Annotated in this window: 29 protein-coding genes and 1 tRNA gene; 4 read left to right on the top strand and 26 right to left on the bottom strand. The window is 42.6% G+C overall.

Features of this window, described 5'->3' with window-relative positions:
- Positions 1–250: 250 nt before the first annotated feature.
- From B9T10_RS06350 to glmM, 3 genes are all read right to left on the bottom strand, one after another.
- The gene (locus B9T10_RS06350) at positions 251–1,663 is read right to left on the bottom strand and encodes a TrkH family potassium uptake protein (RefSeq protein WP_008315883.1); all 1,413 of its coding nucleotides are present in this window, start codon (positions 1,661–1,663) and stop codon (positions 251–253) included.
- 126 nt (positions 1,664–1,789) lie between these two features.
- A tRNA-Arg gene (locus B9T10_RS06345) sits at positions 1,790–1,863 on the bottom strand.
- 9 nt (positions 1,864–1,872) lie between these two features.
- Entirely contained in the window at positions 1,873–3,180 is a 1,308-nt protein-coding gene (gene glmM, locus B9T10_RS06340) for a phosphoglucosamine mutase (RefSeq protein WP_008315886.1), read from the bottom strand.
- 204 nt (positions 3,181–3,384) lie between these two features.
- Between glmM and B9T10_RS06335 the strand changes: the two genes are divergently transcribed.
- The 4 genes from B9T10_RS06335 to asd are packed head-to-tail and all read left to right on the top strand — an operon-like array spanning position 3,385 to position 7,026.
- Positions 3,385–4,338, top strand: coding sequence for an NAD-dependent epimerase/dehydratase family protein (locus B9T10_RS06335; RefSeq protein WP_008315888.1), 954 nt, complete (start codon positions 3,385–3,387; stop codon positions 4,336–4,338).
- 11 nt (positions 4,339–4,349) lie between these two features.
- Positions 4,350–4,805: a dUTP diphosphatase gene (dut, locus tag B9T10_RS06330; protein WP_094538098.1), complete on the top strand. Its 456-nt coding sequence runs from the start codon at positions 4,350–4,352 to the stop codon at positions 4,803–4,805.
- Positions 4,806–4,824: 19 nt separating this feature from the next.
- The gene (leuB, locus tag B9T10_RS06325) at positions 4,825–5,895 is read left to right on the top strand and encodes a 3-isopropylmalate dehydrogenase (protein WP_008315892.1); all 1,071 of its coding nucleotides are present in this window, start codon (positions 4,825–4,827) and stop codon (positions 5,893–5,895) included.
- A 21-nt stretch (positions 5,896–5,916) separates the two neighbouring features.
- Positions 5,917–7,026: an aspartate-semialdehyde dehydrogenase gene (gene asd / locus B9T10_RS06320; RefSeq protein WP_063455561.1), complete on the top strand. Its 1,110-nt coding sequence runs from the start codon at positions 5,917–5,919 to the stop codon at positions 7,024–7,026.
- Positions 7,027–7,119: 93 nt separating this feature from the next.
- Here asd and ispH read toward each other — a convergent pair whose 3' ends face one another.
- From ispH to rpmC, 23 genes are all read right to left on the bottom strand, one after another.
- Positions 7,120–8,061 carry a 4-hydroxy-3-methylbut-2-enyl diphosphate reductase gene (ispH, locus tag B9T10_RS06315; protein WP_063504129.1) on the bottom strand — a complete coding sequence of 314 codons (942 nt, stop codon included), beginning with the start codon at positions 8,059–8,061 and terminating at the stop codon, positions 7,120–7,122.
- Entirely contained in the window at positions 8,054–8,557 is a 504-nt protein-coding gene (gene lspA / locus B9T10_RS06310; protein WP_008315895.1) for a signal peptidase II, read from the bottom strand. Before lspA ends, ispH begins: the two co-directional genes overlap by 8 nt.
- A complete protein-coding gene (ileS, locus tag B9T10_RS06305; RefSeq protein ID WP_094538097.1) occupies positions 8,550–11,396 on the bottom strand; it encodes an isoleucine--tRNA ligase in 2,847 nt (948 codons plus the stop codon). Before ileS ends, lspA begins: the two co-directional genes overlap by 8 nt.
- A gap of 9 nt (positions 11,397–11,405) precedes the next feature.
- A complete protein-coding gene (gene ribF / locus B9T10_RS06300; protein WP_094538096.1) occupies positions 11,406–12,341 on the bottom strand; it encodes a riboflavin biosynthesis protein RibF in 936 nt (311 codons plus the stop codon).
- A 59-nt stretch (positions 12,342–12,400) separates the two neighbouring features.
- Positions 12,401–12,778 (bottom strand): 50S ribosomal protein L17, encoded by a 378-nt coding sequence (rplQ, locus tag B9T10_RS06295; protein WP_008315898.1) that lies wholly within the window; start codon positions 12,776–12,778, stop codon positions 12,401–12,403.
- 31 nt (positions 12,779–12,809) lie between these two features.
- Positions 12,810–13,808 (bottom strand): DNA-directed RNA polymerase subunit alpha, encoded by a 999-nt coding sequence (locus tag B9T10_RS06290; protein WP_008315899.1) that lies wholly within the window; start codon positions 13,806–13,808, stop codon positions 12,810–12,812.
- A 39-nt stretch (positions 13,809–13,847) separates the two neighbouring features.
- Positions 13,848–14,471, bottom strand: a complete 624-nt coding sequence (rpsD, locus tag B9T10_RS06285; RefSeq protein ID WP_008315900.1) for a 30S ribosomal protein S4 — start codon at positions 14,469–14,471, stop codon at positions 13,848–13,850.
- Between the two features lie 13 nt (positions 14,472–14,484).
- Positions 14,485–14,874 carry a 30S ribosomal protein S11 gene (gene rpsK, locus B9T10_RS06280; RefSeq protein WP_008315903.1) on the bottom strand — a complete coding sequence of 130 codons (390 nt, stop codon included), beginning with the start codon at positions 14,872–14,874 and terminating at the stop codon, positions 14,485–14,487.
- A 17-nt stretch (positions 14,875–14,891) separates the two neighbouring features.
- The gene (rpsM, locus tag B9T10_RS06275) at positions 14,892–15,248 is read right to left on the bottom strand and encodes a 30S ribosomal protein S13 (RefSeq protein WP_008315905.1); all 357 of its coding nucleotides are present in this window, start codon (positions 15,246–15,248) and stop codon (positions 14,892–14,894) included.
- An 81-nt stretch (positions 15,249–15,329) separates the two neighbouring features.
- Positions 15,330–15,443: a 50S ribosomal protein L36 gene (gene rpmJ / locus B9T10_RS06270; protein ID WP_081600423.1), complete on the bottom strand. Its 114-nt coding sequence runs from the start codon at positions 15,441–15,443 to the stop codon at positions 15,330–15,332.
- Positions 15,444–15,466: 23 nt separating this feature from the next.
- Positions 15,467–16,888: a preprotein translocase subunit SecY gene (secY, locus tag B9T10_RS06265; RefSeq protein ID WP_008315906.1), complete on the bottom strand. Its 1,422-nt coding sequence runs from the start codon at positions 16,886–16,888 to the stop codon at positions 15,467–15,469.
- A 9-nt stretch (positions 16,889–16,897) separates the two neighbouring features.
- Positions 16,898–17,332: a 50S ribosomal protein L15 gene (rplO, locus tag B9T10_RS06260; protein WP_008315907.1), complete on the bottom strand. Its 435-nt coding sequence runs from the start codon at positions 17,330–17,332 to the stop codon at positions 16,898–16,900.
- An 8-nt stretch (positions 17,333–17,340) separates the two neighbouring features.
- Positions 17,341–17,520, bottom strand: a complete 180-nt coding sequence (gene rpmD / locus B9T10_RS06255) for a 50S ribosomal protein L30 (protein WP_008315908.1) — start codon at positions 17,518–17,520, stop codon at positions 17,341–17,343.
- Positions 17,521–17,523: 3 nt separating this feature from the next.
- On the bottom strand, positions 17,524–18,039 hold the full coding sequence (gene rpsE, locus B9T10_RS06250; protein ID WP_008315909.1) for a 30S ribosomal protein S5: 516 nt from the start codon (positions 18,037–18,039) through the stop codon (positions 17,524–17,526).
- An 11-nt stretch (positions 18,040–18,050) separates the two neighbouring features.
- Positions 18,051–18,407 (bottom strand): 50S ribosomal protein L18, encoded by a 357-nt coding sequence (gene rplR / locus B9T10_RS06245; RefSeq protein ID WP_008315910.1) that lies wholly within the window; start codon positions 18,405–18,407, stop codon positions 18,051–18,053.
- 6 nt (positions 18,408–18,413) lie between these two features.
- Complete coding sequence (gene rplF / locus B9T10_RS06240; protein ID WP_008315911.1) at positions 18,414–18,950, bottom strand: 50S ribosomal protein L6; 537 nt, start codon at positions 18,948–18,950, stop codon at positions 18,414–18,416.
- A 10-nt stretch (positions 18,951–18,960) separates the two neighbouring features.
- Positions 18,961–19,356, bottom strand: a complete 396-nt coding sequence (gene rpsH, locus B9T10_RS06235; RefSeq protein ID WP_008315912.1) for a 30S ribosomal protein S8 — start codon at positions 19,354–19,356, stop codon at positions 18,961–18,963.
- A gap of 15 nt (positions 19,357–19,371) precedes the next feature.
- The gene (rpsN, locus tag B9T10_RS06230; RefSeq protein ID WP_008315913.1) at positions 19,372–19,677 is read right to left on the bottom strand and encodes a 30S ribosomal protein S14; all 306 of its coding nucleotides are present in this window, start codon (positions 19,675–19,677) and stop codon (positions 19,372–19,374) included.
- An 11-nt stretch (positions 19,678–19,688) separates the two neighbouring features.
- Positions 19,689–20,228 (bottom strand): 50S ribosomal protein L5, encoded by a 540-nt coding sequence (gene rplE, locus B9T10_RS06225; RefSeq protein WP_008315914.1) that lies wholly within the window; start codon positions 20,226–20,228, stop codon positions 19,689–19,691.
- Positions 20,229–20,355: 127 nt separating this feature from the next.
- Positions 20,356–20,697 carry a 50S ribosomal protein L24 gene (gene rplX / locus B9T10_RS06220; RefSeq protein ID WP_008315915.1) on the bottom strand — a complete coding sequence of 114 codons (342 nt, stop codon included), beginning with the start codon at positions 20,695–20,697 and terminating at the stop codon, positions 20,356–20,358.
- 11 nt (positions 20,698–20,708) lie between these two features.
- Positions 20,709–21,077, bottom strand: coding sequence for a 50S ribosomal protein L14 (gene rplN, locus B9T10_RS06215; protein WP_008315916.1), 369 nt, complete (start codon positions 21,075–21,077; stop codon positions 20,709–20,711).
- 4 nt (positions 21,078–21,081) lie between these two features.
- On the bottom strand, positions 21,082–21,348 hold the full coding sequence (gene rpsQ / locus B9T10_RS06210; protein WP_008315917.1) for a 30S ribosomal protein S17: 267 nt from the start codon (positions 21,346–21,348) through the stop codon (positions 21,082–21,084).
- Complete coding sequence (gene rpmC / locus B9T10_RS06205; RefSeq protein ID WP_172635342.1) at positions 21,348–21,533, bottom strand: 50S ribosomal protein L29; 186 nt, start codon at positions 21,531–21,533, stop codon at positions 21,348–21,350. Before rpmC ends, rpsQ begins: the two co-directional genes overlap by 1 nt.
- Positions 21,534–21,562: the final 29 nt, after the last annotated feature.

Here is a 21,562-nt window from a genome sequence, read left to right as displayed (position 1 = left end):
GTGCCCGATGACCTCGGGCATTGTGTTATCCGCAATCTATCCACATAGCCTGTGGATAATTATGTGCATATCTTGTGGAGAGGGGCTCAAACGCCGCCTATCATCAGTGAGTCAAGCGAACGCCTAAAGATTAAACACAAATAATTTACTCAATAAAATCAATGGATTAACTTAAAGTTAAGTGATTGATTTAATCGTTATCCTCACCTAAAAACCATCAAACAGATGCTGTTGATAACTTTGTGCACAACTAACTGCGCCAGAAGCTTGGCGTCAATAATACAAAGATGGTGAAGATCTCTAATCGCCCTAACAACATCGTAAAACTTAAGACAGATAAACCCACATCACTGATGGAAGAGTAGTTGTTGGCAATCGATCCCAAGGCGGGACCTGTAATGTTTAAACAACCTGCCACCGCGGAGAATGCATCTAAAGGCGTTAAGCCGCAACCAATCATCACCAAAGTTAAAACGGCCGTGGATAAACCATAGAGCACCACAAATGCCCAGATGCTCGCTAAAATGGAGACGGGAATCACTTTACCATCCACACGCACTGGCAGCTCTGCCCGTGGATGAATGAGATGTTTGATCTCGCTGTGGGCTTGTTTGCACAATAAAATGATGCGAATCATCTTAATCCCACCTGTGGTGGAGCCAGCACATGCGCCCATAAAAGATAAAAAGATCAATAACAAGGGTAAATATGTGGGCCAATCGCTGAAAGGATTGATGAGAAAACCGGTGGTGGTGATCATGGCGATCACAGTGAAAAAGGCATTGACAAATGCATCATACCAGCCTTCAAACACAGAAAAATAATGCAGCGTCAATGCCACAATCACCGACGCGCCAAGGGAGACAAAGAAGAAAGTGCGAAGCTCAAAGTTCTGAAAATAACGTTTGATGCTTTTTTCACGAAACACTAAAAAGTGCAGTGTAAAGTTGATCCCACCCATGAACATAAAAAAGATGGCAATCCAATTGATGAGCTCGCTGTTAAAGTAACCAAAACTGTCATCATAATTCGCAAAACCTGCCGTTGCCACAGTGGAAAAGCCGTGGGTGATGGCATCAAAAAGATTCATCCCTGCCACATAATAACTGAGGATACATGCCGCCATCAGGGCGATGTACACGAACCATAAGTTACGTGCCGTTTGCGCAATGCGTGGCGTGAGTTTTTCCTCTTTCATGGGTCCTGGCACTTCTGCCTTAAAAAGCGCCATACCGCCCATGCCTAAAAGCGGCATAATGGCCACAGCTAAGATGATGATCCCCATGCCCCCAAAAAAGTGCAGTTGCGTTCTGTACCATAAAATGGATTTTGGCAAAGTTTCAAGATGCTCAAGCACTGTTGCGCCCGTCGTGGTAAAGCCTGAGGTCGCTTCAAAAAAGGCATGCACAAAGGAGATGTTGAGTTCTTTTGAAAGATAGATGGGCACGGCACAAATCAAACTTAAAACGCTCCAGAAGAGCGCCACAATGATGAATCCATGTCGTGTTTTGAGCTCGTAATTGCTCTTACGATACGGGAGCCATAAAAGCCCACCGAGCAAGAAAGTGCTGACAAAAGCGGCGAGAAAATAGCGCGCTTGATCGTCTGAGTAGATAAAGGAGATTCCCACCGGAATCAAAAAGGTAAAACTAAAACCCATCATTAACATTCCCATTATTTTGAAAATAACGGCGAGCTGCTTATCCATGGATAATTTCCTAAAAGCCAAAGAGGAGTTATTTTACTCTTTAATTGAAAATTTGTGTAGTCAATGGCTTATGAAAACTTTCGCCCCGAACATGATTCGAACATGTGACCTTTCCCTTAGGAGGGGAACGCTCTATCCTGCTGAGCTACCGGGGCATTCGTCTATTATTTCTGATTTTTGATGAGGTTTGCAAGGCTTTCGGCATATTTTTTAGAAGCTGCCACATCAAAACTCTCCACCATCACGCGCACAACGGGCTCTGTACCGGATGGACGAATGAGCACGCGGCCATTATCCCCTAACGCTTTCTCCACCTGTTCAATCTCAGCTTTGACAACATCTGTATCCCAACCGGTGCGATCTTTGAGTTGTACATTGATCATGGTTTGGGTGGATTTAGGAATGTGCTGCAAGGATTCTGCAATCGTCATATTTTTATCCAAAATCGCTTGCAATGCCTGCAGTGCAGCAATGATGCCATCACCTGTGGTGTGTTTATCCATACAAATGATGTGCCCTGAACTTTCACCGCCCAATGTTAGATTGTGCTGCTTTAACTGCTCAAGCACATAGCGATCACCGACTTTTGCGCGGATCAATTCAATGCCTTCATTTTTAAGGGCATGTTCAAACCCTAAATTGCTCATGATGGTGGCCACAATCTGCTTTTCTCTGCGGTGTGTTGCGATCAAATACAAAATGGCATCACCATCGTACACAACGCCTTTACCATCGACGATCACTAAACGATCACCATCACCATCAAACCCGATGCCACAATCAGCTTTTTCTTCAAGCACCTTTTTCTGAAGCGCCGCAGGCTGCGTCGAACCCACTTGATCATTGATGTTAAAACCATTTGGCTCATTGCCAATCACGATCACTTTCGCGCCAAGCTCTGTAAATACGTATGGTGCAATGTGATAAGTGGCACCATTGGCACAATCTAGAACAATCTTCATGCCGCGCAAATTCAGATCACGGGCAGAGCTTTTACAAAACTCAATGTAACGCCCTGCAGCATCTGTAATGCGGCGCACGCGGCCAAAGCCATCGGGATTGACCGGCACCAGTGGCTCATCTAAATGTCGCTCAATCTCAAGCTCTAAAGCATCATCTAATTTCTGTCCATCTTCCCCAAAGAATTTGACGCCATTGTCAAAATAGGGATTATGGGACGCTGACACCATACAACCGGCAGATGTATCAAGGGTACGGGTTAAATACGCAATCGCTGGCGTTGGCATCGGGCCTGTTAAAGCCACGCCCACGCCTGCATAGGTTAAGCCCGCTTCTAATGCCGATTCAAACATGTAGCCTGAAATGCGCGTGTCCTTGCCGATCAATACGCGCGCGCCTTCCCTGGCCAACACTTTGCCAGCTGCATAGCCTAAACGTAAGATAAAATCTGGCGTCATCGGTAGCTCGCCTGTGCGGCCACGCACTCCATCAGTCCCAAAATAACGACGCATACAGACTCCTTTATTATTAATTTGTCGAATCTCCTGATTTTAACGCGTTTATTGTCAAAATGGTATGGGCAAAATCATCCCACATTTTGCCCATTTATCCGCTTTGGTCAAAGCACATGGAAATAACGCCTGATTTAGTTTACGCCTTACCCCCCTTTCGCTAGAATGGACAAGTTCTTATCCCTAACACAGGAGGATTCATCAATGTCTAAAATCATCGTTTTGGGCGGTAGCGGATATGTGGGCTATCATGTGATCAGTCGATTAGCGAGAGATAAAAATAACCACATCATCGCTTTTTCACGCAGTAAAAATGTACAAGAAGACACCCGTCAATTTTCATTTGTGAAGTTTAAAACCTATCCACAAACGGATGCGGAGATTTTGTACCACATTCATGATGCGGATGTGATCATCAACCTCGTTGGCACCATGGATGGCAACCGTAAACGCGCCACCAAAGCCCACGTGGATTTAGTGAAGCGTTATGCTGAACTTGCCAAACAAACGAGCATCAAGCATTTCATTCACATGAGCGCCCTTGGTGTGTCTGAAAAAGGCGGCAGCGTCTATTTTGATACCAAATGGCAAGGTGAAGTGGCGCTCAAAGAAGCGTTAAACAACAGCGGCATTAAAGTTTCCATCCTACGCCCTTCTTTCATGTTTGGTCAGCGCGCCCCAAGTTTGGATGGTTTGGTGCGTTTGATTGATAAATTCCCAATGTTCATGGTGCCAGGAGCGTTCACACAATTTCAACCCATTTATGTGGGTGATGTGACGCGAGCCATCGAACAAATCATGTGCACACAATCAGAGATGCAAGCCACCTACACATTGGTGGGTCCTGAGCGCATGACATTTTTAGAGATGATTCGTGATGTTTTGCGATATTCTCACCTTTGTCGTAAAAAGGCGATCGCCATGCCAAAACCCTTTGCGTTCCTCTTAGCATTGACCACCGGCTGGATGCCAAAAGCCCCATTTACGATGAATCAATACAACTGCTTGAAAATTGATAGCGTTTCAGATACAAATAATCTAGAGCAATTAAGTATTTCGCCACAGTCGTTTCAGTCTGTCATGAGTTACGAATACAAATATGGCTTACAAGATCGTTATGAAGCGGATCGAATGACAGCAGGTCGAAATATTATTTAAAGGAAGTTTGAGTGTTAGTAGTTGATTACAAAATCTTAGATAAACGTTTAGGGACTGAGTTTCCATTACCAAGCTATGCAACAAAAGGATCAGCAGGCCTTGATTTACGTGCCATGCTCGATGAGCCCTTAACGTTAGAACCCGGTCAAAGCGCATTTGTCAAAACAGGCATGGCGATCTATTTAAAAGATCCTAACTATGCTGCGATGGTATTGCCCCGCTCTGGCCTTAGCACAAAACATGGGATTGTCCTTGGCAATCTCGTGGGTTTGATTGATGCTGATTATCAAGGCGAATTAATGGTATCCGCTTGGAACCGCAGCAATCAAGCTTTTACAATCGAAGTGGGGGAGAGATTGGCGCAGATGATCATCGTGCCAGTCATTCAAGCAAACTTCCAAGAGGTGGATGAATTTGAAGCATCCGAACGTGGTGCTGGTGGCTTTGGCCACACAGGCCGAAATTAATAATCAATAAGGAAATTGAATGAAAGTATTAGTATTACCCGGTGATGGTATTGGTCCAGAAATCACAGCACAAGCCGTTCGTGTATTAAACACCATGAACGACAAGCACAATCTTGGCATTGAAACAGAAAATGCGCTGATTGGCGGCATTGCTTATGATACGACTGGCAAGCCATTGCCTGATGAAACCCTCGAAAAAGCACTCAACGCCGATGCGGTGCTACTCGGTGCGGTGGGTGATACTAAATACGATGCATTGCCTCGCAATGTGCGCCCTGAACAAGGCTTATTGGCGATCCGTAAAGGTTTAAACTTGTTTGCGAACTTGCGCCCTGCTCATGTGTTTAAAGAACTTGCCCATGCTTCTTCATTAAAAGAAGAGTTGGTGTCAGGTTTAGACATTTTGATCGTGCGCGAGTTGACGGGCGACATTTACTTTGGTCATCCTCGCGGCATCGAAGTGCGCAATGGCGAAAAAGTGGGCTTCAATACCATGTTGTATTCAGAATCTGAAATCCGCCGCATTGCGCATGTGGCGTTTCAGGCAGCACAAGCACGTGATAAACGTGTGTGCTCCATTGATAAAATGAACGTGCTTGAAACCACGCAATTGTGGCGTGATGTGGTCACGGAAGTGGCCAAAGAGTACCCGGATGTCACGCTTTCACATATGTTGGTGGACAATGCTGCCATGCAATTGGTGCGCGCACCAAAACAATTTGACGTCATGCTCACCGGCAACATTTTTGGTGACATTTTATCCGATGAAGCAGCGATGCTCACAGGTTCGATTGGCATGTTGCCATCGGCTTCATTAGATGAGAACAATAAAGGCTTATATGAACCAAGCCACGGCTCTGCACCCGATATTGCCGGTCAAAATAAAGCCAACCCATTGGCGACCATTATGTCCGTCAGCATGATGTTTAAATACACCTTTGCCCGCCCTGACATCGCTCAAGAGATCGATGACGCCATCGAGCGCGTGTTGGCAAAAGGCATTCGCACCGGTGACATTGCTCAAAAAGATAGCATCATCGTGGGTTGTAAAGAGATGGGTGATGCAGTGATCGCAGAGCTCAACGCATAAGAATTAGGGAAAGGATACACAATGAAAAAAGTAGGTTTAGTTGGCTGGCGTGGCATGGTGGGCTCTGTGCTCATGGAAAGAATGGTGGAAGAAGGCGATTTTCAACACATTCACGCCACATTTTTCTCCACCTCTAACGCAGGCGGCAATGCGCCTGTGATGGGCGGTGCGCAAGAGAGTGCGTTAGGCGATGCCTATGACATCGATGCGCTAATGGCGCAAGAGATCATCGTCAGCTGCCAAGGTGGCGATTACACCAAAGATGTTTATCCAAAATTGCAAACTGCTGGTTGGCAAGGTTATTGGGTGGATGCCGCCTCAACCCTTCGCATGGACAATGACAGCATCATCGTGCTTGATCCCATCAATCGCGAGAGCATTGATCAAGGGCTCAACAAGGGCATCAAAACATTTGTGGGCGGCAATTGTACCGTCAGCTTAATGTTGATGGCGCTTGGCGGCTTATTTAAAGAAGATTTGGTGGAATGGACAACCTCCATGACCTATCAATCGGCTTCAGGTGCAGGTGCGCAAAACATGCGTGAACTTTTGCAACAAATGCACTTTATTGGCCAAGAGATGGCGAGCGACATCATCTCCCCTGCCAAAGCGATTTTAGAGATTGACCGCCGCGTGTCTGATCTTTTAAAAGCGGATCACTTCCCGAAAGATAATTTTACTGTGCCATTAGCGGGTAACTTAATCCCATGGATTGATAGCGAATTGTCCGATGGACAAAGCCGCGAAGAGTGGAAAGGCATGGTGGAAACCAATAAAATCCTCAACACTCAAAGCCCCATTGCCGTCGATGGCATTTGCGTGCGCGTCGGCGCGATGCGTTGCCATTCACAAGCATTGACCTTGAAGCTTAAAAAAGACATTCCGTTGTCTGAGATTGAGAGCATCATCACATCCTCAAATGATTGGGTGCGCGTAATTCCAAATCACCGTGACGTCACCATGCGTGAATTAACGCCGGCTGCGGTTTCTGGCACGCTTGAAGTACCGGTTGGCCGCTTACGTAAAATGAAGATGGGCAATGAGTATTTATCTGCCTTTACAGTGGGCGATCAATTGCTTTGGGGCGCCGCTGAACCTGTGCGCAGAATGTTGATGATTTTAGTGAACTGATCACACATCCCCATACAATGAATAATAAAAAGGACTGCAAGCAGTCCTTTTTTAATCATCATAGTTCGATATTATTGCTAATATCTAGGGAATTTAGTCGCGCAGCTCTTTAGGCAATGGAAACACGATGGTTTCCGGATTCTCATCGATGCTGTGCTCAAGGGTTGCCCCTGCCTTTTCAAGCAGTTCAATCACTTCTTGAACGAGCACTTCCGGTGCAGATGCCCCTGCGGTGACGCCAATATTATCATGATCTTTTAAGACTGCAAGATCTATATCTTCTGCCCGATCAATTAAATACGCCATAGCACCCTGCTTTTCTGCCAATTCACGCAAGCGATTGGAGTTTGAGCTATTTTTAGAGCCCACCACAAAAATCAATGAGCATTGCTTAGAAAGCTCACGCACGGCATCTTGACGATTTTGCGTGGCATAACAGATGTCATCTTTCTTTGGCGCAGCAATCACAGGAAAACGCGCGCGTAAGCGGTCAATGATCTCTTTTGTATCATCAATCGATAATGTGGTTTGCGTCACATAACTGACATTATCTGGATTGTTCACCACAAGATTGTCAGCATCTTTCACATCTTCCACAAGGTAGATTTCACCGCCATGCGCTGCATCAAACTGTCCCATCGTGCCTTCCACTTCAGGATGCCCCGCATGGCCAATTAAGATGGTATCACGCGCATTTTTTGCATCTCGGCTCACTTCCATATGCACTTTTGTCACCAATGGACACGTGGCATCAAAAACCTTTAAGCCACGACGATCCGCTTCCATCTGCACCGCTTTAGAAACGCCATGGGCAGAGAAAATCACAATCGCATCATCCGGCACTTCATCAAGCTCTTGCACAAAGACCGCGCCACGATCACGCAAACCATCCACCACAAATTTATTGTGCACCACTTCATGACGTACATAAATCGGTGCGCCAAACTGTTCTAATGCTTTTTCAACGATGCCGATGGCTCGGTCAACGCCAGCACAAAAACCGCGTGGGTTGGCCAAATAAATTTTCTTACTCATTGCGTGAATCATCTCGTTCAATAAAAGAGGACAAAATGACTAACCCTGCACCCACAGAGACGCAGATGTCAGCCACATTGAAAATGGGAAAGTAATAGCTGCCAAATTGCACACTGATAAAATCAATCACAAAGCCATGCCAAATGCGGTCAATCACATTGCCAATCGCACCCGCCATGATCAAGGCAAAGCCATAAGGCAAAATGCGCTCATGGGCTTTACGTCGAATGATCAAAACTGAGAGCACAATCGCCGCAATGATGGCAATGGCAATGAAAAACCAACGCTGCCAACCGGAGTGATCCGACAAAAAGCTAAAGGCCGCGCCATAGTTATACGCTAAGCGCCACTCTAGAAAATCCGGAATCACAGTGATCACAGAATTGTTCAATGCAGCGGTTGCCCAAAGCTTTGTGAGTTGATCCACCACAATGCCAATGATCGCAAGCACAAAGAAGATCATGACCTTCTTTGTGGGCAAAGATGACTTAGGCATATTTGCGATTCTCACCTTCTTCAGTTAAGTTCGTGATGCAGCGGTCACACAATTCAGGATGATCTGCATGCGTGCCCACATCTTCACGATAATGCCAGCAGCGAACACATTTTTTGTAATGGTTCACAGAGATTTCGATGGCAAATTGCTCATCTTCTAATGTCAAGACAGGCAACTCTTCTGTATTGTCAGACAATGGTTTCACATTTGCATATGACGTCAATAATACAAAACGCAATTCATCTTCTAACTGCATCAATTGATTGTACATATGATCAGTACAGTAGATGGTGACATTTGATTGCAATGATGAGCCGATTTCACCATTTGCACGGTATTTTTCGATCTCTTTAGAGACTTCAGAGCGCACATTGAGCAACATGTCCCAGAAGGCACGATCAAATTTCGCATCATCTAATGGCACTAAATCTTTGTAGAATTCAGCTAAGAAGATGGATTCTTCGCGGCTGCCATCTTTTTGGCGCATGTTTTGCCAAATTTCTTCAGCGGTGAAGGATAAAATCGGTGCCATCCAACGCACCAATGCTTCTAACACATGATGCAAAGCTGTTTGACATGAGCGACGTGCTTTAGAGTCTTTCGCACAAGTGTACTGACGATCTTTGATGATGTCTAAGTAAAAGCTGCCTAAATCGATTGAACAGAAGCTTTGTAATTTTTGATACACATTATGGAACGCAAATTCCACATAATGCTCACCAATTTCAGCTTGCAATTGATGCGCACGATCAATCACCCAGCGATCTAATGGCAATAATTCATCCATGGGCACAGCATCTTTGGCATAATCAAATTCGCCTGTGTTCGCCAATAAGAAGCGCACGGTATTACGAATGCGGCGGTAAGTTTCTGATGTGCGTTTTAAGATTTCATCTGACACGGGAATTTCACCGCGGTAATCGGTAGAAGACACCCAAAGACGCAAGACATCCGCACCCATTTTGTCCATCACATCTTGTGGCTCTACACCATTGCCTAAAGATTTAGACATTTTGCGACCCTGTGCATCCACCGTAAAACCGTGTGTGAGCAACTGTTTATAAGGCGCAATGCCATCCATCGCCACAGAAGTACAGATTGATGAGTTGAACCAACCACGATGTTGATCCGAACCTTCTAAATAAAGATCCGCAGGATAAGACAATTCAGGACGCTGACGAAGCACCGTATAATGCGTTGTACCTGAGTCAAACCACACATCTAAGATGTCTTTGTTTTTCTCATAAGTTGCAGCATCTTCTGCATTTAAGAATTCTGTGATGTCTGCTTCAAACCAGCCGGTTAAACCTTTGTCTTCGATTTTCGCCGCCACTTGTTCCATCAACTCGCCCGTTTGTGGATGCAATTCGCCGGTTTCTTTATGTAAGAATAAAGGAATCGGCACGCCCCAATAACGCTGACGAGAGATACACCAATCACCGCGACCTTCAATCATGCCGTATAAACGTGCTTGACCCCAGCTTGGCGTGAATTTAACTTTGTCGATCTCAGTTAAGATCTCTTGACGTAAATCTTTTTTATCCATGCTGATGAACCATTGCGCCGTTGCACGGTAAATGGTGGGCGTTTTATGGCGCCAGCAATGTGGATAGCTGTGTTCAATTTTGGTGGCAAACACTAGATTGTTGTGACTGCGTAATGTGTCTAACACATTGTCCGTCACATTCATGATGTTTTGACCGGCAAACAATGGCACATCAGAGGCATAATCACCATTGCCTAAAACATAATTCCCCATTGGCAAGTGATATTGCAGACCCACTTTATAGTCGTCATCACCATGAGAAGGCGCTGTATGAACGCAGCCTGTACCGCCATCTAATGTAACATGCTCACCTAAAATCACTGGCACTGTTTTTTCATAAAAGCAGTGGCTCAAGGCTAGGTTTTCAATTGCTTGACCTTTAAAGGTGTGGATCACTTCTAATTCAGTTTTCCAGCGTTTGGCCAAACCTTCCACTAATTCTGCCGCCACAATGATGTTTTCACCATTCATGCGCACGAGTGCATAATCATATTCAGGATGCACAGAGACGGCTTCATTACATGGCAATGTCCATGGTGTGGTTGTCCAGATTACGACAGAAACAGGCTCAGTCACGGCAAAACCAATGGCATCACTCAATGCTTTAACGTCTTGCACTGCAAATTTCACATCAATGCTTGTGGAGACTTTATCTGCATATTCCACTTCCGCTTCCGCTAAAGAAGAGCCGCAATCTAAACACCAGTTCACAGGACGAGAACCGCGCTCCATGTGGCCATTTTTATAGATTTCTGCCAACGCACGCACGGTGTTTGCTTCGATTTTTTTATCGTACGTTAAATAAGGGTGATCAAAATCCCCCAAAATACCAAAGCGTTGGAATTCTGCTTTTTGTAGGTCCACTTGTGTGGCGGCATAGTCTGCACATTTTTGACGGAACTCTTGTGCCGTCATGTTTGGCCCAACTTTGCCATATTTACGTTCAACCACCAATTCAATGGGTAAACCGTGACAGTCCCAGCCGGGTACATAAGGCGTATCAAAGCCTAATTGACTGTGAGACTTGGTAATAATGTCTTTGAGCGTCTTATTAACAAAGTGGCCTAAATGAAGGGCACCGTTGGCATAGGGAGGACCATCATGCAATACAAATTTTGGCTTGCCTTCAAAGGCTTTGCGTTGTTTGGCATATAAATTAATGGATTCCCAAAACTCAACAAACTTTGGCTCCTTCGTTGGGAGATTTGCGCGCATGTCAAAGTCAGTCGTTGGAAGATTCAACGAATCTTTATACTGGTGATTACCATTGTCTTGAGATTTATTTTTACTCACAGTATGTACCTATTCTGAAAAGTCTTTAAAAAAAGTGGAAGAATTTGTTATATCACGCTCAATTTGCTTTCGCAAATCCTCTAAAGCGTTAAACTTGATTTCATCGCGAATTTTGTTGATGAAGGTAATTTTGAAGTGATCACCATAGAGATTTTCATTGGTATTGTGTAGGTGCACTTCGAGCGAGAGCTTTTTACCATCAATCGTTGGGCGCATGCCCATGTTCGCAGTGCCATAATAACGCTTGCCTGTACAGAGATTATCGGCAATCACATTGAAAACGCCACGCAGTGGGAAATGATGCTTTAAATGAACATTAATGGTGGGCATGCCCCAAGTGCGAGCAAGTTGATTGCCATACACCACTTTACCGATGAGCGAATAACGGCGGCCTAAAAATTGCTCCGCTAAAACCAAGTCATTGTTGGCCAAAAACTCACGGATTTTTGTTGACGAGACACGAATGTTGTCTTGTTCAAGGTCTTCAATCGCTCTGAAATGATAATCATCTTTGAGCGCATTGCTTAAAAATTCTATGTCGCCTTGAGCTTTGTGCCCAAAACGGAAATCTTTACCCACAAAGAGCGCTTTCATCTCAAGGGTATCGAGCAAAATGTCATTTAAAAAGCTCTCAGCGGTAATCGTCGCCATGCCTTGAGAAAAGGGTATGAGAATCACTTCATCCACTAAATCATGTGTCTTAAGATAATCTAATTTATCGCGCAGCGACATCACACGATGAAATGAGCCTTTTTTAAAATACTCAGGCGGTAAAGGATTGAACGTCACTAAGGTGCGTTTTAAATTATGCGCTTTCGCATGCTCATTCAGAGCGTTGATGATTTTCACATGTCCAACATGAAGACCATCAAAAGAGCCAATGGTGATGGCGCGGCCATCGAATTCATTCGATGCTAAGGAGAGATTTAAATGTGTAAAATACATACTGCCCCAACAATAAAAAGGCCGGATGAACCGGCCTATTCTATCAATTTAACTAATCATTACTCAGCAGCGGGTGCTACGACACGATCAACGAGCTCAACGTAAGCCATTGGCGCGTTATCACCTGCACGGTTACCACACTTAAGAATTCTTAAGTAACCGCCTGGGCGTTGTTGCATACGTGGTGCGATTTCAGTGAACAATTTTGCAACTGCTGCTTCTGAACGCAAACGAGCGAATGCTAAACGACGGTTAGCAACTGAATCTACTTTCGCTAAAGTGATTAATGGTTCAACCACTGATCTTAACTCTTTAGCTTTTGGTAATGTTGTTTTAATTAATTCATGCTCAATCATAGAAACAGCCATGTTCTTAAACATTGCTTTTCTATGCGCTGATGTGCGACTAAAGGCACGACCTGATTTACGATGACGCATTAGAATAATTCCTTAAAAATTTGTAACTTAATTATGCTGGCGGCTTGCTCACATCTAGGTGTGAAGGTGGCCAATTATCCAATTTAGTTCCTAAAGATAAACCGTGCTGTGCCAATACGTCTTTAATTTCAGTTAAAGATTTCTTACCCAAATTAGGTGTCTTTAAGAGTTCAACTTCAGTCTTCTGGATTAATTCGCCAATATAGTACAAGCTTTCTGCTTTCAAACAGTTTGCTGAACGAACAGTCAACTCAAGATCGTCTACAGAACGCAATAAAATCGGATCGATCTCACATACTGGCTCTTCTTTCTCTTCAACAACATCTGGTTTAGATTTTAAATCTACGAAGACAGCCAATTGCTCATGCAAGATTGTTGCAGCGGCGCGAATGGCTTTTTCTGGATCTAAACTGCCGTTAGTTTCAAGATTAATAATTAATCGATCTAAGTTAGTTCTTTGTTCAACACGTGCTGTGTCTACTTTATAGCTGACAGTTCTCACTGGGCTAAAAGAAGCATCGATCTTGAAGTTACCAATTTTCTGTGTCGCTTCAGAAGCAGATTCACGAGCAGCAACAGGTTGATAACCACGACCATTTTCAACTTTCAAGCGCAATTTTAAAGAGCCTTGTGCAGTCAAGTTAGCGATCACATAGTCAGGATTAAAAATCTCAACATTGTGTGGTAACACTAAATCGCCTGCAGTGACAGGACCCTCGCCAGATTTCTCTAGCGTCAAATAGGCTTCATCAGCATCGTGAAGGGATAAAGAAATTCCTTTTAGATTCAAAAGAAGATCTATTACGTCTTCATACATTCCAGGTACTGCAGTATATTCTTTCTGAACACCTTCAATTTCACATTCAGTAATCGCTGAACCAGGCATTGAAGATAAAAGAATACGGCGTAAAGCATTACCTAACGTATGGCCAAAGCCACGCTCTAAAGGCTCAAGCGAGACTTCAGAACGTGTAGGACTAATTGTCTTAATATCGACAATCTTTGGCGTTAATAATTCATGTACAGCCATAATAAATATTCACCTAGATATTAACGTTAATCAATAATATTACTTAGAATACAATTCAACTACTAGTGATTCATTAATGTCTGCTGGCAAGTCGCTGCGATCAGGGATACGTTTGTAAGTACCTTCCATTTTTGAAGGTTCTACAGATAACCATTCAACGAAACCGTTACTTTCTGCTAATTGCATAGCGTACTTAACACGAGTTTGTTGTTTTGCTTTTTCAGAAAGTGTAACAACATCTTCTGCTTTCAATTGGTAAGAAGGAATGTTTACAGATTTACCATTCACCAATACCGCTCTGTGTGACACCAATTGTCTAGCTTCTGCGCGAGTTACAGCAAAACCCATACGATAAACAACGTTGTCTAAACGACATTCTAAGATTTGTAACAAGTTTTCACCTGTTGAACCTTTACGACGTGCTGCTTCTGCGTAGTAAGATCTAAATTGCTTTTCTAAAACACCATAGATGCGGCGTAATTTTTGCTTTTCACGTAACTGCGTACCATAAACTGATAACTTCTTAGGACGTGCGCCGTGTTGACCAGGTGCTTTGTCATGAAGCTTAGTTTTAGATTCAAAAGGACGAGCAGGTGATTTTAAGAAAAGGTCTGTACCTTCTCTTCTTTCTAATTTACATTTTGGACCAATATAACGTGCCATTTAAATACTCCAATTATACTCTACGTTTCTTAGGTGGACGACAACCATTGTGTGGGATTGGCGTAACGTCAACGATAGATGTGATTTTGTATCCTAAAGCATTTAACGCACGAACCGCAGATTCGCGACCTGGGCCTGGACCATTAACTTCAACGTCTAGATTTTTCAAACCATACTCTTTAGCAGTTGTACCTGCTCTTTCAGCAGCGATCTGTGCTGCGAAAGGTGTAGATTTTCTAGAACCACGGAAACCGGAACCACCAGAAGTTGCCCAAGATAACGCGTTACCTTGACGATCTGTAATAGTTACGATTGTATTATTGAACGATGCATGTATGTGTGCGACACCGTCTACAACAGTTCTTCTAACACGCTTGCGTGCTTTTACTGAAGGTTTTGCCATCACTAATTCCTATAAATTTATTTCTTAACTAAACGTCTTGGACCTTTACGAGTGCGTGCATTCGTTTTGGTACGTTGTCCGCGCACAGGTAAACCACGACGATGTCTGATACCACGGTAACAACCAAGATCCATTAGTCTTTTAATACTCATTGACACTTCACGACGAAGGTCACCCTCTACTACGAATTGCGCAACTTGCGCACGTAGTGCTTCAACTTGATCTTCAGTCAAATCACTGACTTTAGTTGTTGGATCAACTTGTGCATTTTGACAAATTGCTTTTGCGCGCGTGGCACCGATGCCATAAATGGACTGCAAAGCAATAATAACATGTTTTTTGAGCGGTAAGTTTACACCTGCTATACGTGCCATATGTTATGAAACTCCGAAAATTTTTGTTTTATGACCAAGGGGTGGAATTCTATACTGTTTTCCAGAATTCCACAAATTTAATTATCCTTGACGTTGCTTATGACGTCCATCTTCACAGATAACTCTAATAACACCATGGCGTTTAATGATTTTGCATTTTCTGCAAATTTTTTTAACTGATGCTCTAACTTTCATAAAAACTCCTAATCGAGAATATTTTAGATTGATGGCGGCTTGCCATTTAAAGCAGAACTAATGTTGGCCTTCTTCATCACAGATGAATATTGTTGAGACACCAACTGAGCTTGAACTTGAGCAATTAAGTCCATGACAACTACAACCGCAATCAGAATAGAAGTACCACCGAAATAGCTTGGGAAATTAAAAATAGCGCCGAGCATTTCTGGTAATAAACAGATTGCTGTGATGTAGAGCGCACCCCAAAGTGTGATTCGTGTGAGTACTTTATCAAAAAATTGAGAAGTTTGAATTCCTGGACGAATCCCTGGAATAAAACCACCCGAACGCTTTAAGTTTTCTGCTGTTTCTTTTGAATTGAACTGAATCGCAGTATAGAAGAAACAGAAGAAGATGATTAAAGCTGCAAATAAAATCATATAAGCTGGTTGACCAGGTGTGAAATATTTAACACCGTAGTTGCCAATTTTTTGGAAAAATTGACTTGCTAAATAACCAAACTTAGCAAAACCAGACACAGGACCTTCAGCAACACTCACTTCAATTTTTGCCAACGCTGCTGAAATTGTATAAACGAACGATAAGAATGCCGATCCGAAAATTGCTGGAATCACACCCGCCATGTTTAACTTCAATGGGAGATGTGTCGTTTGCCCACCAATTGACATTTGGCGTCCTTGTTGTTTTCTTGCATAGTTGATCGTAATACGACGCTGACCACGCTCAATAAATACAACAAGTAATACTATCGCCATAACAAACAAAATGACAAATACAACTTTTAAATAAGCCAATGCGCCACCTTCAGTGCGTGCTGTGTCAAACAAAGCACTCACACCTGTCGGTAAGCCCATCAAAATGCTCGCAAAAATAATCATGGAGATACCGTTACCGATTCCCCTTTCAGAAATTTGCTCACCGAGCCACATTAAAAAGATTGTACCTGTAATCCAAGTGATCACAGCTAATAAAACGAAATTAAGCGCTGGTATCACAACGATACTCGAGTTAAACCCGAGTGAGCCATTGACAATACCAAACGCATACGCTGTACCTTGTGCAGCAGCAAAAACAATAGTGAGATAACGCGTATATTGCGTTATCTTACGACGTCCCGCTTGACCTTCTTTTTTGATTTGTTCAAGTGGTGGGTATACCACAGTCAGCATCTGAATAACAATAGATGCTGTAATATATGGCATAACCCCTAGCATAAAAATCGACATCCTTTCAAATGCGCCACCTGAAAACAGGTTCATCATCGCACTTAAACCTTGGCCTTCACCTGGTTGCGTCATCTGATCCATTAATAATGGAACGTTAATACCGGGCACGGTGATATGAACACCAAGGCGGTACACAACCAAGGCTAATATCAAGAATATAAAACGTGATTTTAATTCCGATAAATTGCCAAATTGAGGAAGCTGATTATTTTTCATACTATTTCTTTATTCGTTGATTGTTCCACCTGCTGCCAAGATTGCTTCCTTAGCACCCTTTGTAACAGCTAAACCATTAATGGTCACTGCACGATCAATTGTACCTGAAAGAATAATTTTAGCTCTTTCAAATTTACCTGCAATTACATTAGATGATTTTAATGCGATCAAATCAATTTCATTACCTTGTACTTTAGCTAAAGCTGACAAAGGTACTTCTGTTGTTACTAAAGAAAGTTGGGAAACGAAGCCTACTTTTGGTAAACGACGTTGTAAAGGCATCTGACCGCCTTCAAAACCTACTTTATGGAAACCACCAGAACGTGAATGCTGACCTTTATGACCGCGACCTGCTGTTTTACCTAAGCCAGAACCAATACCACGTCCAAGACGTTTCTTAGGTTTACGGCTACCTTCTGCACTTGTTAAAGAGTTTAAACGCATACTTTCACCTATTTCTCAGAAACTTTTAATAAATAGGATACTTTATTAATCATGCCTCTGTTCTCTGGAGTATCTTTAACTTCCACAGTATGGCTGATTCTTCTTAATCCTAAACCACGAACACAATCTTTATGAGATTGTAAACGACCATTGGTACTTTTGATCAAAGTAACAGTAATTGTACTCATGCATTACTCCTTAATGTCTTCAACTGAAAGACCACGCTTAGCAGCGATTTCTTCAGGTGATTTCATAGAGCATAACCCTTCTACTGTTGCGCGAACAACGTTGATAGGATTACGTGAATTTTGACATTTTGCTAACACGTCTGTTACGCCAGCAACTTCAAACACAGCACGCATTGCGCCACCAGCGATGATACCAGTACCTTCAGAAGCTGGTTGCATGTAAACACGCGCAGCACCATGAACACCAGTCACTGGATATTGCAATGTACCATTTGTTAAAGCAACTTCTCTAATGTTTTTACGAGCTTGCTCAACAGATTTTTGAATTGCCAAAGGAACTTCTTTAGCTTTACCGTAACCAAAACCTACGCGACCGTTACCGTCACCCACTACTGTCAAAGCAGCAAATGCGAATTGACGACCACCTTTAACTGTTTTAGAAACACGGTTTACTGCAACAAGCTTCTCTTGAAAAGCATCTGCTTGTGCTGCAACGTTTGTATTTTCTTTCTTTGCCATATCAAATTCCCTTAGAATTGTAAGCCAGCTTCGCGAGCTGAATCTGCCAATGCTTTAATACGTCCATGGAACTGGAAGCCAGCACGATCAAAAGCAACTTCAGTGATGTTTGCTTTTAATGCACGCTCTGCAACAACTTTACCCACTACTTTAGCTGCGTCTACGTTGCCACCATTTTTGATTTGCGCACGTACTTCTGCATCTAATGTAGATGCCGCTGCTAAGATAGTTTTGCCACATGGAGAAATCACTTGTGCATAGATATGGCGAGGCGTTCTATAAATAGTTAAACGTGTCGCACCAATTTCTCTGATTTTTGCTCTAGCTTTACGACTACGGCGTAATCTAGCTTCTTTTTTTACGTTCATATTCACCTACTTCTTCTTAACTTCTTTCAATGAAACAACTTCGTCCGCATAACGAACACCTTTACCTTTATATGGTTCTGGTGGTCTGTAAGCACGTACTTTTGCTGCAACTTCACCCACTGCTTGTTTATCAACACCACGGATGATGATTTCAGTTTGTGAAGGTGTTTCACAAGTTACGCCAGCAGGCATTTGATGAACCACTGGGTGTGAAAAACCTAATGAAAGATTTAAAGCAGAACCTTGCGCTTGCGCACGGTAACCAACGCCCACTAAAAGTAATTTCTTTTCGAAACCTGCAGAAACACCGATAATCATATTGTTTACCAATGAACGCATGGTACCTGCTAAAGCATAGTTACCTTTTGTTTGCGCTAAATCAGGAACGATCACTAAATTACCGTCTTCCTGTTTAATACCAACTGCAGAATGCAATTGTAATTCGCTAGAGCCTTTAGCCCCTTTAACTTTTACCAAGTTACCTGCGATTGAAACTTCAACACCAGCAGGAATTGGAATGATTTTCTTTGCAATACGAGACATTACTAACTCCTTACGCTACGAAACAAATTACTTCACCACCTAAGGACAAGGCTTTTGCTTTACGATCTGTCATCAAACCTTTAGAGGTTGAAACGATCGCAATACCTAAGCCGCCTAATACTGATGGTAATTCATCTTTACTTCTGTAGATACGGAGGCTTGGACGACTAACGCGCTCAAGAGTCTCGATTACAGGTTGACCTTGATAGTACTTCAAAGTAATTTCTAAAGTTTTCTTAACGCCTTCGGCAGTTACGTTAAAACCAGAAATATAACCTTCGTTCTTTAAAACTTCTGCAATTGCTTCTTTCTTAGTAGAAGAAGGCATTGCCACTGTTTCTTTGTGTGCAGCCTGTGCGTTACGAATTCTCGTTAACATATCTGCAATCGGATCATGCATACTCATGAATTATCTCCTCAATTACCAACTTGCTTTGCGTAAGCCTGGGATATCACCACGCATAGTGATTTCGCGTAATTTATTGCGACCCAAACCAAACTTGCTGTAAACACCGTGTGGACGACCAGTGATCGAGCAACGAGCGTGTTTACGAGATGCTGAGGAATCACGAGGCATTTTTTGTAAAGCTACCACTGCGGCTTGCTTTTCTTCAAACGTTGCAGTTTCACTTTTAATAATATCTTTTAAGCTGATGCGCTTAGCGTGTAATCTTTCAACCAATTTTGCTCTTTTAAGCTCACGGTTGATCATTGATTTTTTTGCCATAATATTACCTATTAATTACGGAATGGGAAACCGAATGCAGCGATAAGTGCTTTCGCTTCTGCGTCAGTTTTTGCAGTTGTCGTAAAGTTAATGTCCATACCACGTAAAGCATCAACTTTTTCATAATCAATTTCAGGGAAAATGATTTGTTCTTTGATACCAAAGCTGTAGTTACCACGACCGTCGAAAGAACGACCATTGATACCGCGGAAGTCACGTACACGAGGTAAAGAGATGTTGATCAAACGATCTAAAAACTCATACATGTGCGCACGACGTAAAGTCACTTTACAACCTACAGGCCAACCATCACGGATTTTAAAACCAGCGATTGATTTTTTAGATAAAGTTACGATTGGTTTTTGACCAGCGATCGCAGACATATCTGCCACTGCAGAATCCATTACTTTTTTATCAGCAACAGCTTCACCAACACCCATATTCAAGGTAATTTTAGTGATTTTTGGAACTTCCATTGGATTTTTATATCCAAATTGTTCCATTAATTTTGGAACCACTACTTCATTGTAGTACTGATTTAATCTTGTCATAAAATTAATCCCAGCCAAACGGATATATCTCAGGAATGCATCCTATTCAGCAATTGTTAAAACAAACACTCTCATAGACATACATCTATGAGAGTAGAGCGCATTACAATAACAGAAAAATCAATTATTAGCCAATTTTTTTGTTAGTTGATTTGAAAAATCTTTCTCTTGTGAAAGTATTTTTACCGTTCGCATCTTTAGTGGCAGTCACTTCGATGCGGATACGATCACCTTTCTGAGTTTCAGGATTAAGGATCATCACGTTAGAAATATGAAGCATTGCTTCTTGTTCTACACGACCACCCTCAATACCGCGTTGTGGGTTTGGCTTAACATGTTTGATTTTCTTGTTAACGCCAGCCACTAACACTCTTGAGCCGTCTTTAGCAATCGCTAAGATGTGACCAGTTTTACCTTTGTCACGGCCAGCGATTACAACAACTTCATCACCTTTACGTAATTTATTCATGCTATACCACCTTAAATTACTTCTGGAGCTAAAGAAATGATCTTCATGAAACGATCACCGCGGAGCTCACGAGTTACTGGTCCGAAAATACGTGTGCCGATTGGTTCGAACTTAGAGTTCAACAATACAGCTGCGTTCGTGTCGAACTTGATCAAAGAACCGTCATCACGACGAACGCCTTTACGTGTTCTAACAACTAATGCATTGTAAATTTCACCTTTTTTCGCACGACCACGTGGAATAGCATCTTTTACAGATACTTTAATGATGTCACCAACACCAGCATAACGACGATGAGAACCGCCCAATACTTTGATACACATCAAGCGCTTTGCACCTGAGTTATCGGCAACTTCAAGCATAGATTGAGTTTGAATCATTTCACTAACCTCTTGCTTCTTCGATCACTTTAACCAATTCCCAAGATTTTAACTTAGACATTGGACGTGATTGTTTAATTTCAACAACGTCGCCCACTTTACAGATGTTGTTTTCATCATGTGCGTGGAACTTCGTAGAACGCTTAATGTATTTACCGTAGATTGGGTGTTTTACTAAACGTTCAACCAATACTGTAATTGTTTTATCCATTTTATCAGAGGATACTGTACCAACTACTGTACGCTCAACTTTTTGTTTAACTTCAGACATTATTCACCTGCCTTTTGTGCTAAAACAGTGTTAATTTGAGCGATTTGCTTACGAACAGCCTTGAACAAATGCGGCTTTTCTAATTGACCAGTTGCTTTTTGCATACGCAAATTGAACTGAGCCTTACGCAATTCAAGACGCTCTTTTTTGAGCTCATCAACACTCTTAGCAGATAATTCTTCCATAAATTTCTTTTGCTGACTCATAATCATCA

The sequence above is a fragment of the Wohlfahrtiimonas chitiniclastica genome, from assembly GCF_002252325.1.
Taxonomy (GTDB): Bacteria; Pseudomonadota; Gammaproteobacteria; order Cardiobacteriales; family Wohlfahrtiimonadaceae; genus Wohlfahrtiimonas; species Wohlfahrtiimonas chitiniclastica.
This window is presented reverse-complemented; position numbering and strand designations above follow the sequence as displayed.

What these genes read in the sequence shown, in the direction of transcription:
- B9T10_RS06350 (WP_008315883.1), bottom strand. Translation starts at nt 1,663, where the DNA reads ATGATGGGTTTTAGTTTTACCTTTTTGATTCCGGTGGGAATCTCCTTT.
- glmM (WP_008315886.1), bottom strand. Translation starts at nt 3,180, where the DNA reads ATGCGTCGTTATTTTGGGACTGATGGAGTGCGTGGCCGCACAGGCGAG.
- B9T10_RS06335 (WP_008315888.1), top strand. Translation starts at nt 3,385, where the DNA reads ATGTCTAAAATCATCGTTTTGGGCGGTAGCGGATATGTGGGCTATCAT.
- leuB (WP_008315892.1), top strand. Translation starts at nt 4,825, where the DNA reads ATGAAAGTATTAGTATTACCCGGTGATGGTATTGGTCCAGAAATCACA.
- asd (WP_063455561.1), top strand. Translation starts at nt 5,917, where the DNA reads ATGAAAAAAGTAGGTTTAGTTGGCTGGCGTGGCATGGTGGGCTCTGTG.
- ispH (WP_063504129.1), bottom strand. Translation starts at nt 8,061, where the DNA reads ATGAGTAAGAAAATTTATTTGGCCAACCCACGCGGTTTTTGTGCTGGC.
- lspA (WP_008315895.1), bottom strand. Translation starts at nt 8,557, where the DNA reads ATGCCTAAGTCATCTTTGCCCACAAAGAAGGTCATGATCTTCTTTGTG.
- ribF (WP_094538096.1), bottom strand. Translation starts at nt 12,341, where the DNA reads ATGTATTTTACACATTTAAATCTCTCCTTAGCATCGAATGAATTCGAT.
- rplQ (WP_008315898.1), bottom strand. Translation starts at nt 12,778, where the DNA reads ATGCGTCATCGTAAATCAGGTCGTGCCTTTAGTCGCACATCAGCGCAT.
- B9T10_RS06290 (WP_008315899.1), bottom strand. Translation starts at nt 13,808, where the DNA reads ATGGCTGTACATGAATTATTAACGCCAAAGATTGTCGATATTAAGACA.
- rpsD (WP_008315900.1), bottom strand. Translation starts at nt 14,471, where the DNA reads ATGGCACGTTATATTGGTCCAAAATGTAAATTAGAAAGAAGAGAAGGT.
- rpsK (WP_008315903.1), bottom strand. Translation starts at nt 14,874, where the DNA reads ATGGCAAAACCTTCAGTAAAAGCACGCAAGCGTGTTAGAAGAACTGTT.
- rpsM (WP_008315905.1), bottom strand. Translation starts at nt 15,248, where the DNA reads ATGGCACGTATAGCAGGTGTAAACTTACCGCTCAAAAAACATGTTATT.
- rpmJ (WP_081600423.1), bottom strand. Translation starts at nt 15,443, where the DNA reads ATGAAAGTTAGAGCATCAGTTAAAAAAATTTGCAGAAAATGCAAAATC.
- secY (WP_008315906.1), bottom strand. Translation starts at nt 16,888, where the DNA reads ATGAAAAATAATCAGCTTCCTCAATTTGGCAATTTATCGGAATTAAAA.
- rplO (WP_008315907.1), bottom strand. Translation starts at nt 17,332, where the DNA reads ATGCGTTTAAACTCTTTAACAAGTGCAGAAGGTAGCCGTAAACCTAAG.
- rpmD (WP_008315908.1), bottom strand. Translation starts at nt 17,520, where the DNA reads ATGAGTACAATTACTGTTACTTTGATCAAAAGTACCAATGGTCGTTTA.
- rpsE (WP_008315909.1), bottom strand. Translation starts at nt 18,039, where the DNA reads ATGGCAAAGAAAGAAAATACAAACGTTGCAGCACAAGCAGATGCTTTT.
- rplR (WP_008315910.1), bottom strand. Translation starts at nt 18,407, where the DNA reads ATGAACGTAAAAAAAGAAGCTAGATTACGCCGTAGTCGTAAAGCTAGA.
- rplF (WP_008315911.1), bottom strand. Translation starts at nt 18,950, where the DNA reads ATGTCTCGTATTGCAAAGAAAATCATTCCAATTCCTGCTGGTGTTGAA.
- rpsH (WP_008315912.1), bottom strand. Translation starts at nt 19,356, where the DNA reads ATGAGTATGCATGATCCGATTGCAGATATGTTAACGAGAATTCGTAAC.
- rpsN (WP_008315913.1), bottom strand. Translation starts at nt 19,677, where the DNA reads ATGGCAAAAAAATCAATGATCAACCGTGAGCTTAAAAGAGCAAAATTG.
- rplE (WP_008315914.1), bottom strand. Translation starts at nt 20,228, where the DNA reads ATGACAAGATTAAATCAGTACTACAATGAAGTAGTGGTTCCAAAATTA.
- rplX (WP_008315915.1), bottom strand. Translation starts at nt 20,697, where the DNA reads ATGAATAAATTACGTAAAGGTGATGAAGTTGTTGTAATCGCTGGCCGT.
- rplN (WP_008315916.1), bottom strand. Translation starts at nt 21,077, where the DNA reads ATGATTCAAACTCAATCTATGCTTGAAGTTGCCGATAACTCAGGTGCA.
- rpsQ (WP_008315917.1), bottom strand. Translation starts at nt 21,348, where the DNA reads ATGTCTGAAGTTAAACAAAAAGTTGAGCGTACAGTAGTTGGTACAGTA.
- rpmC (WP_172635342.1), bottom strand. Translation starts at nt 21,533, where the DNA reads ATGGAAGAATTATCTGCTAAGAGTGTTGATGAGCTCAAAAAAGAGCGT.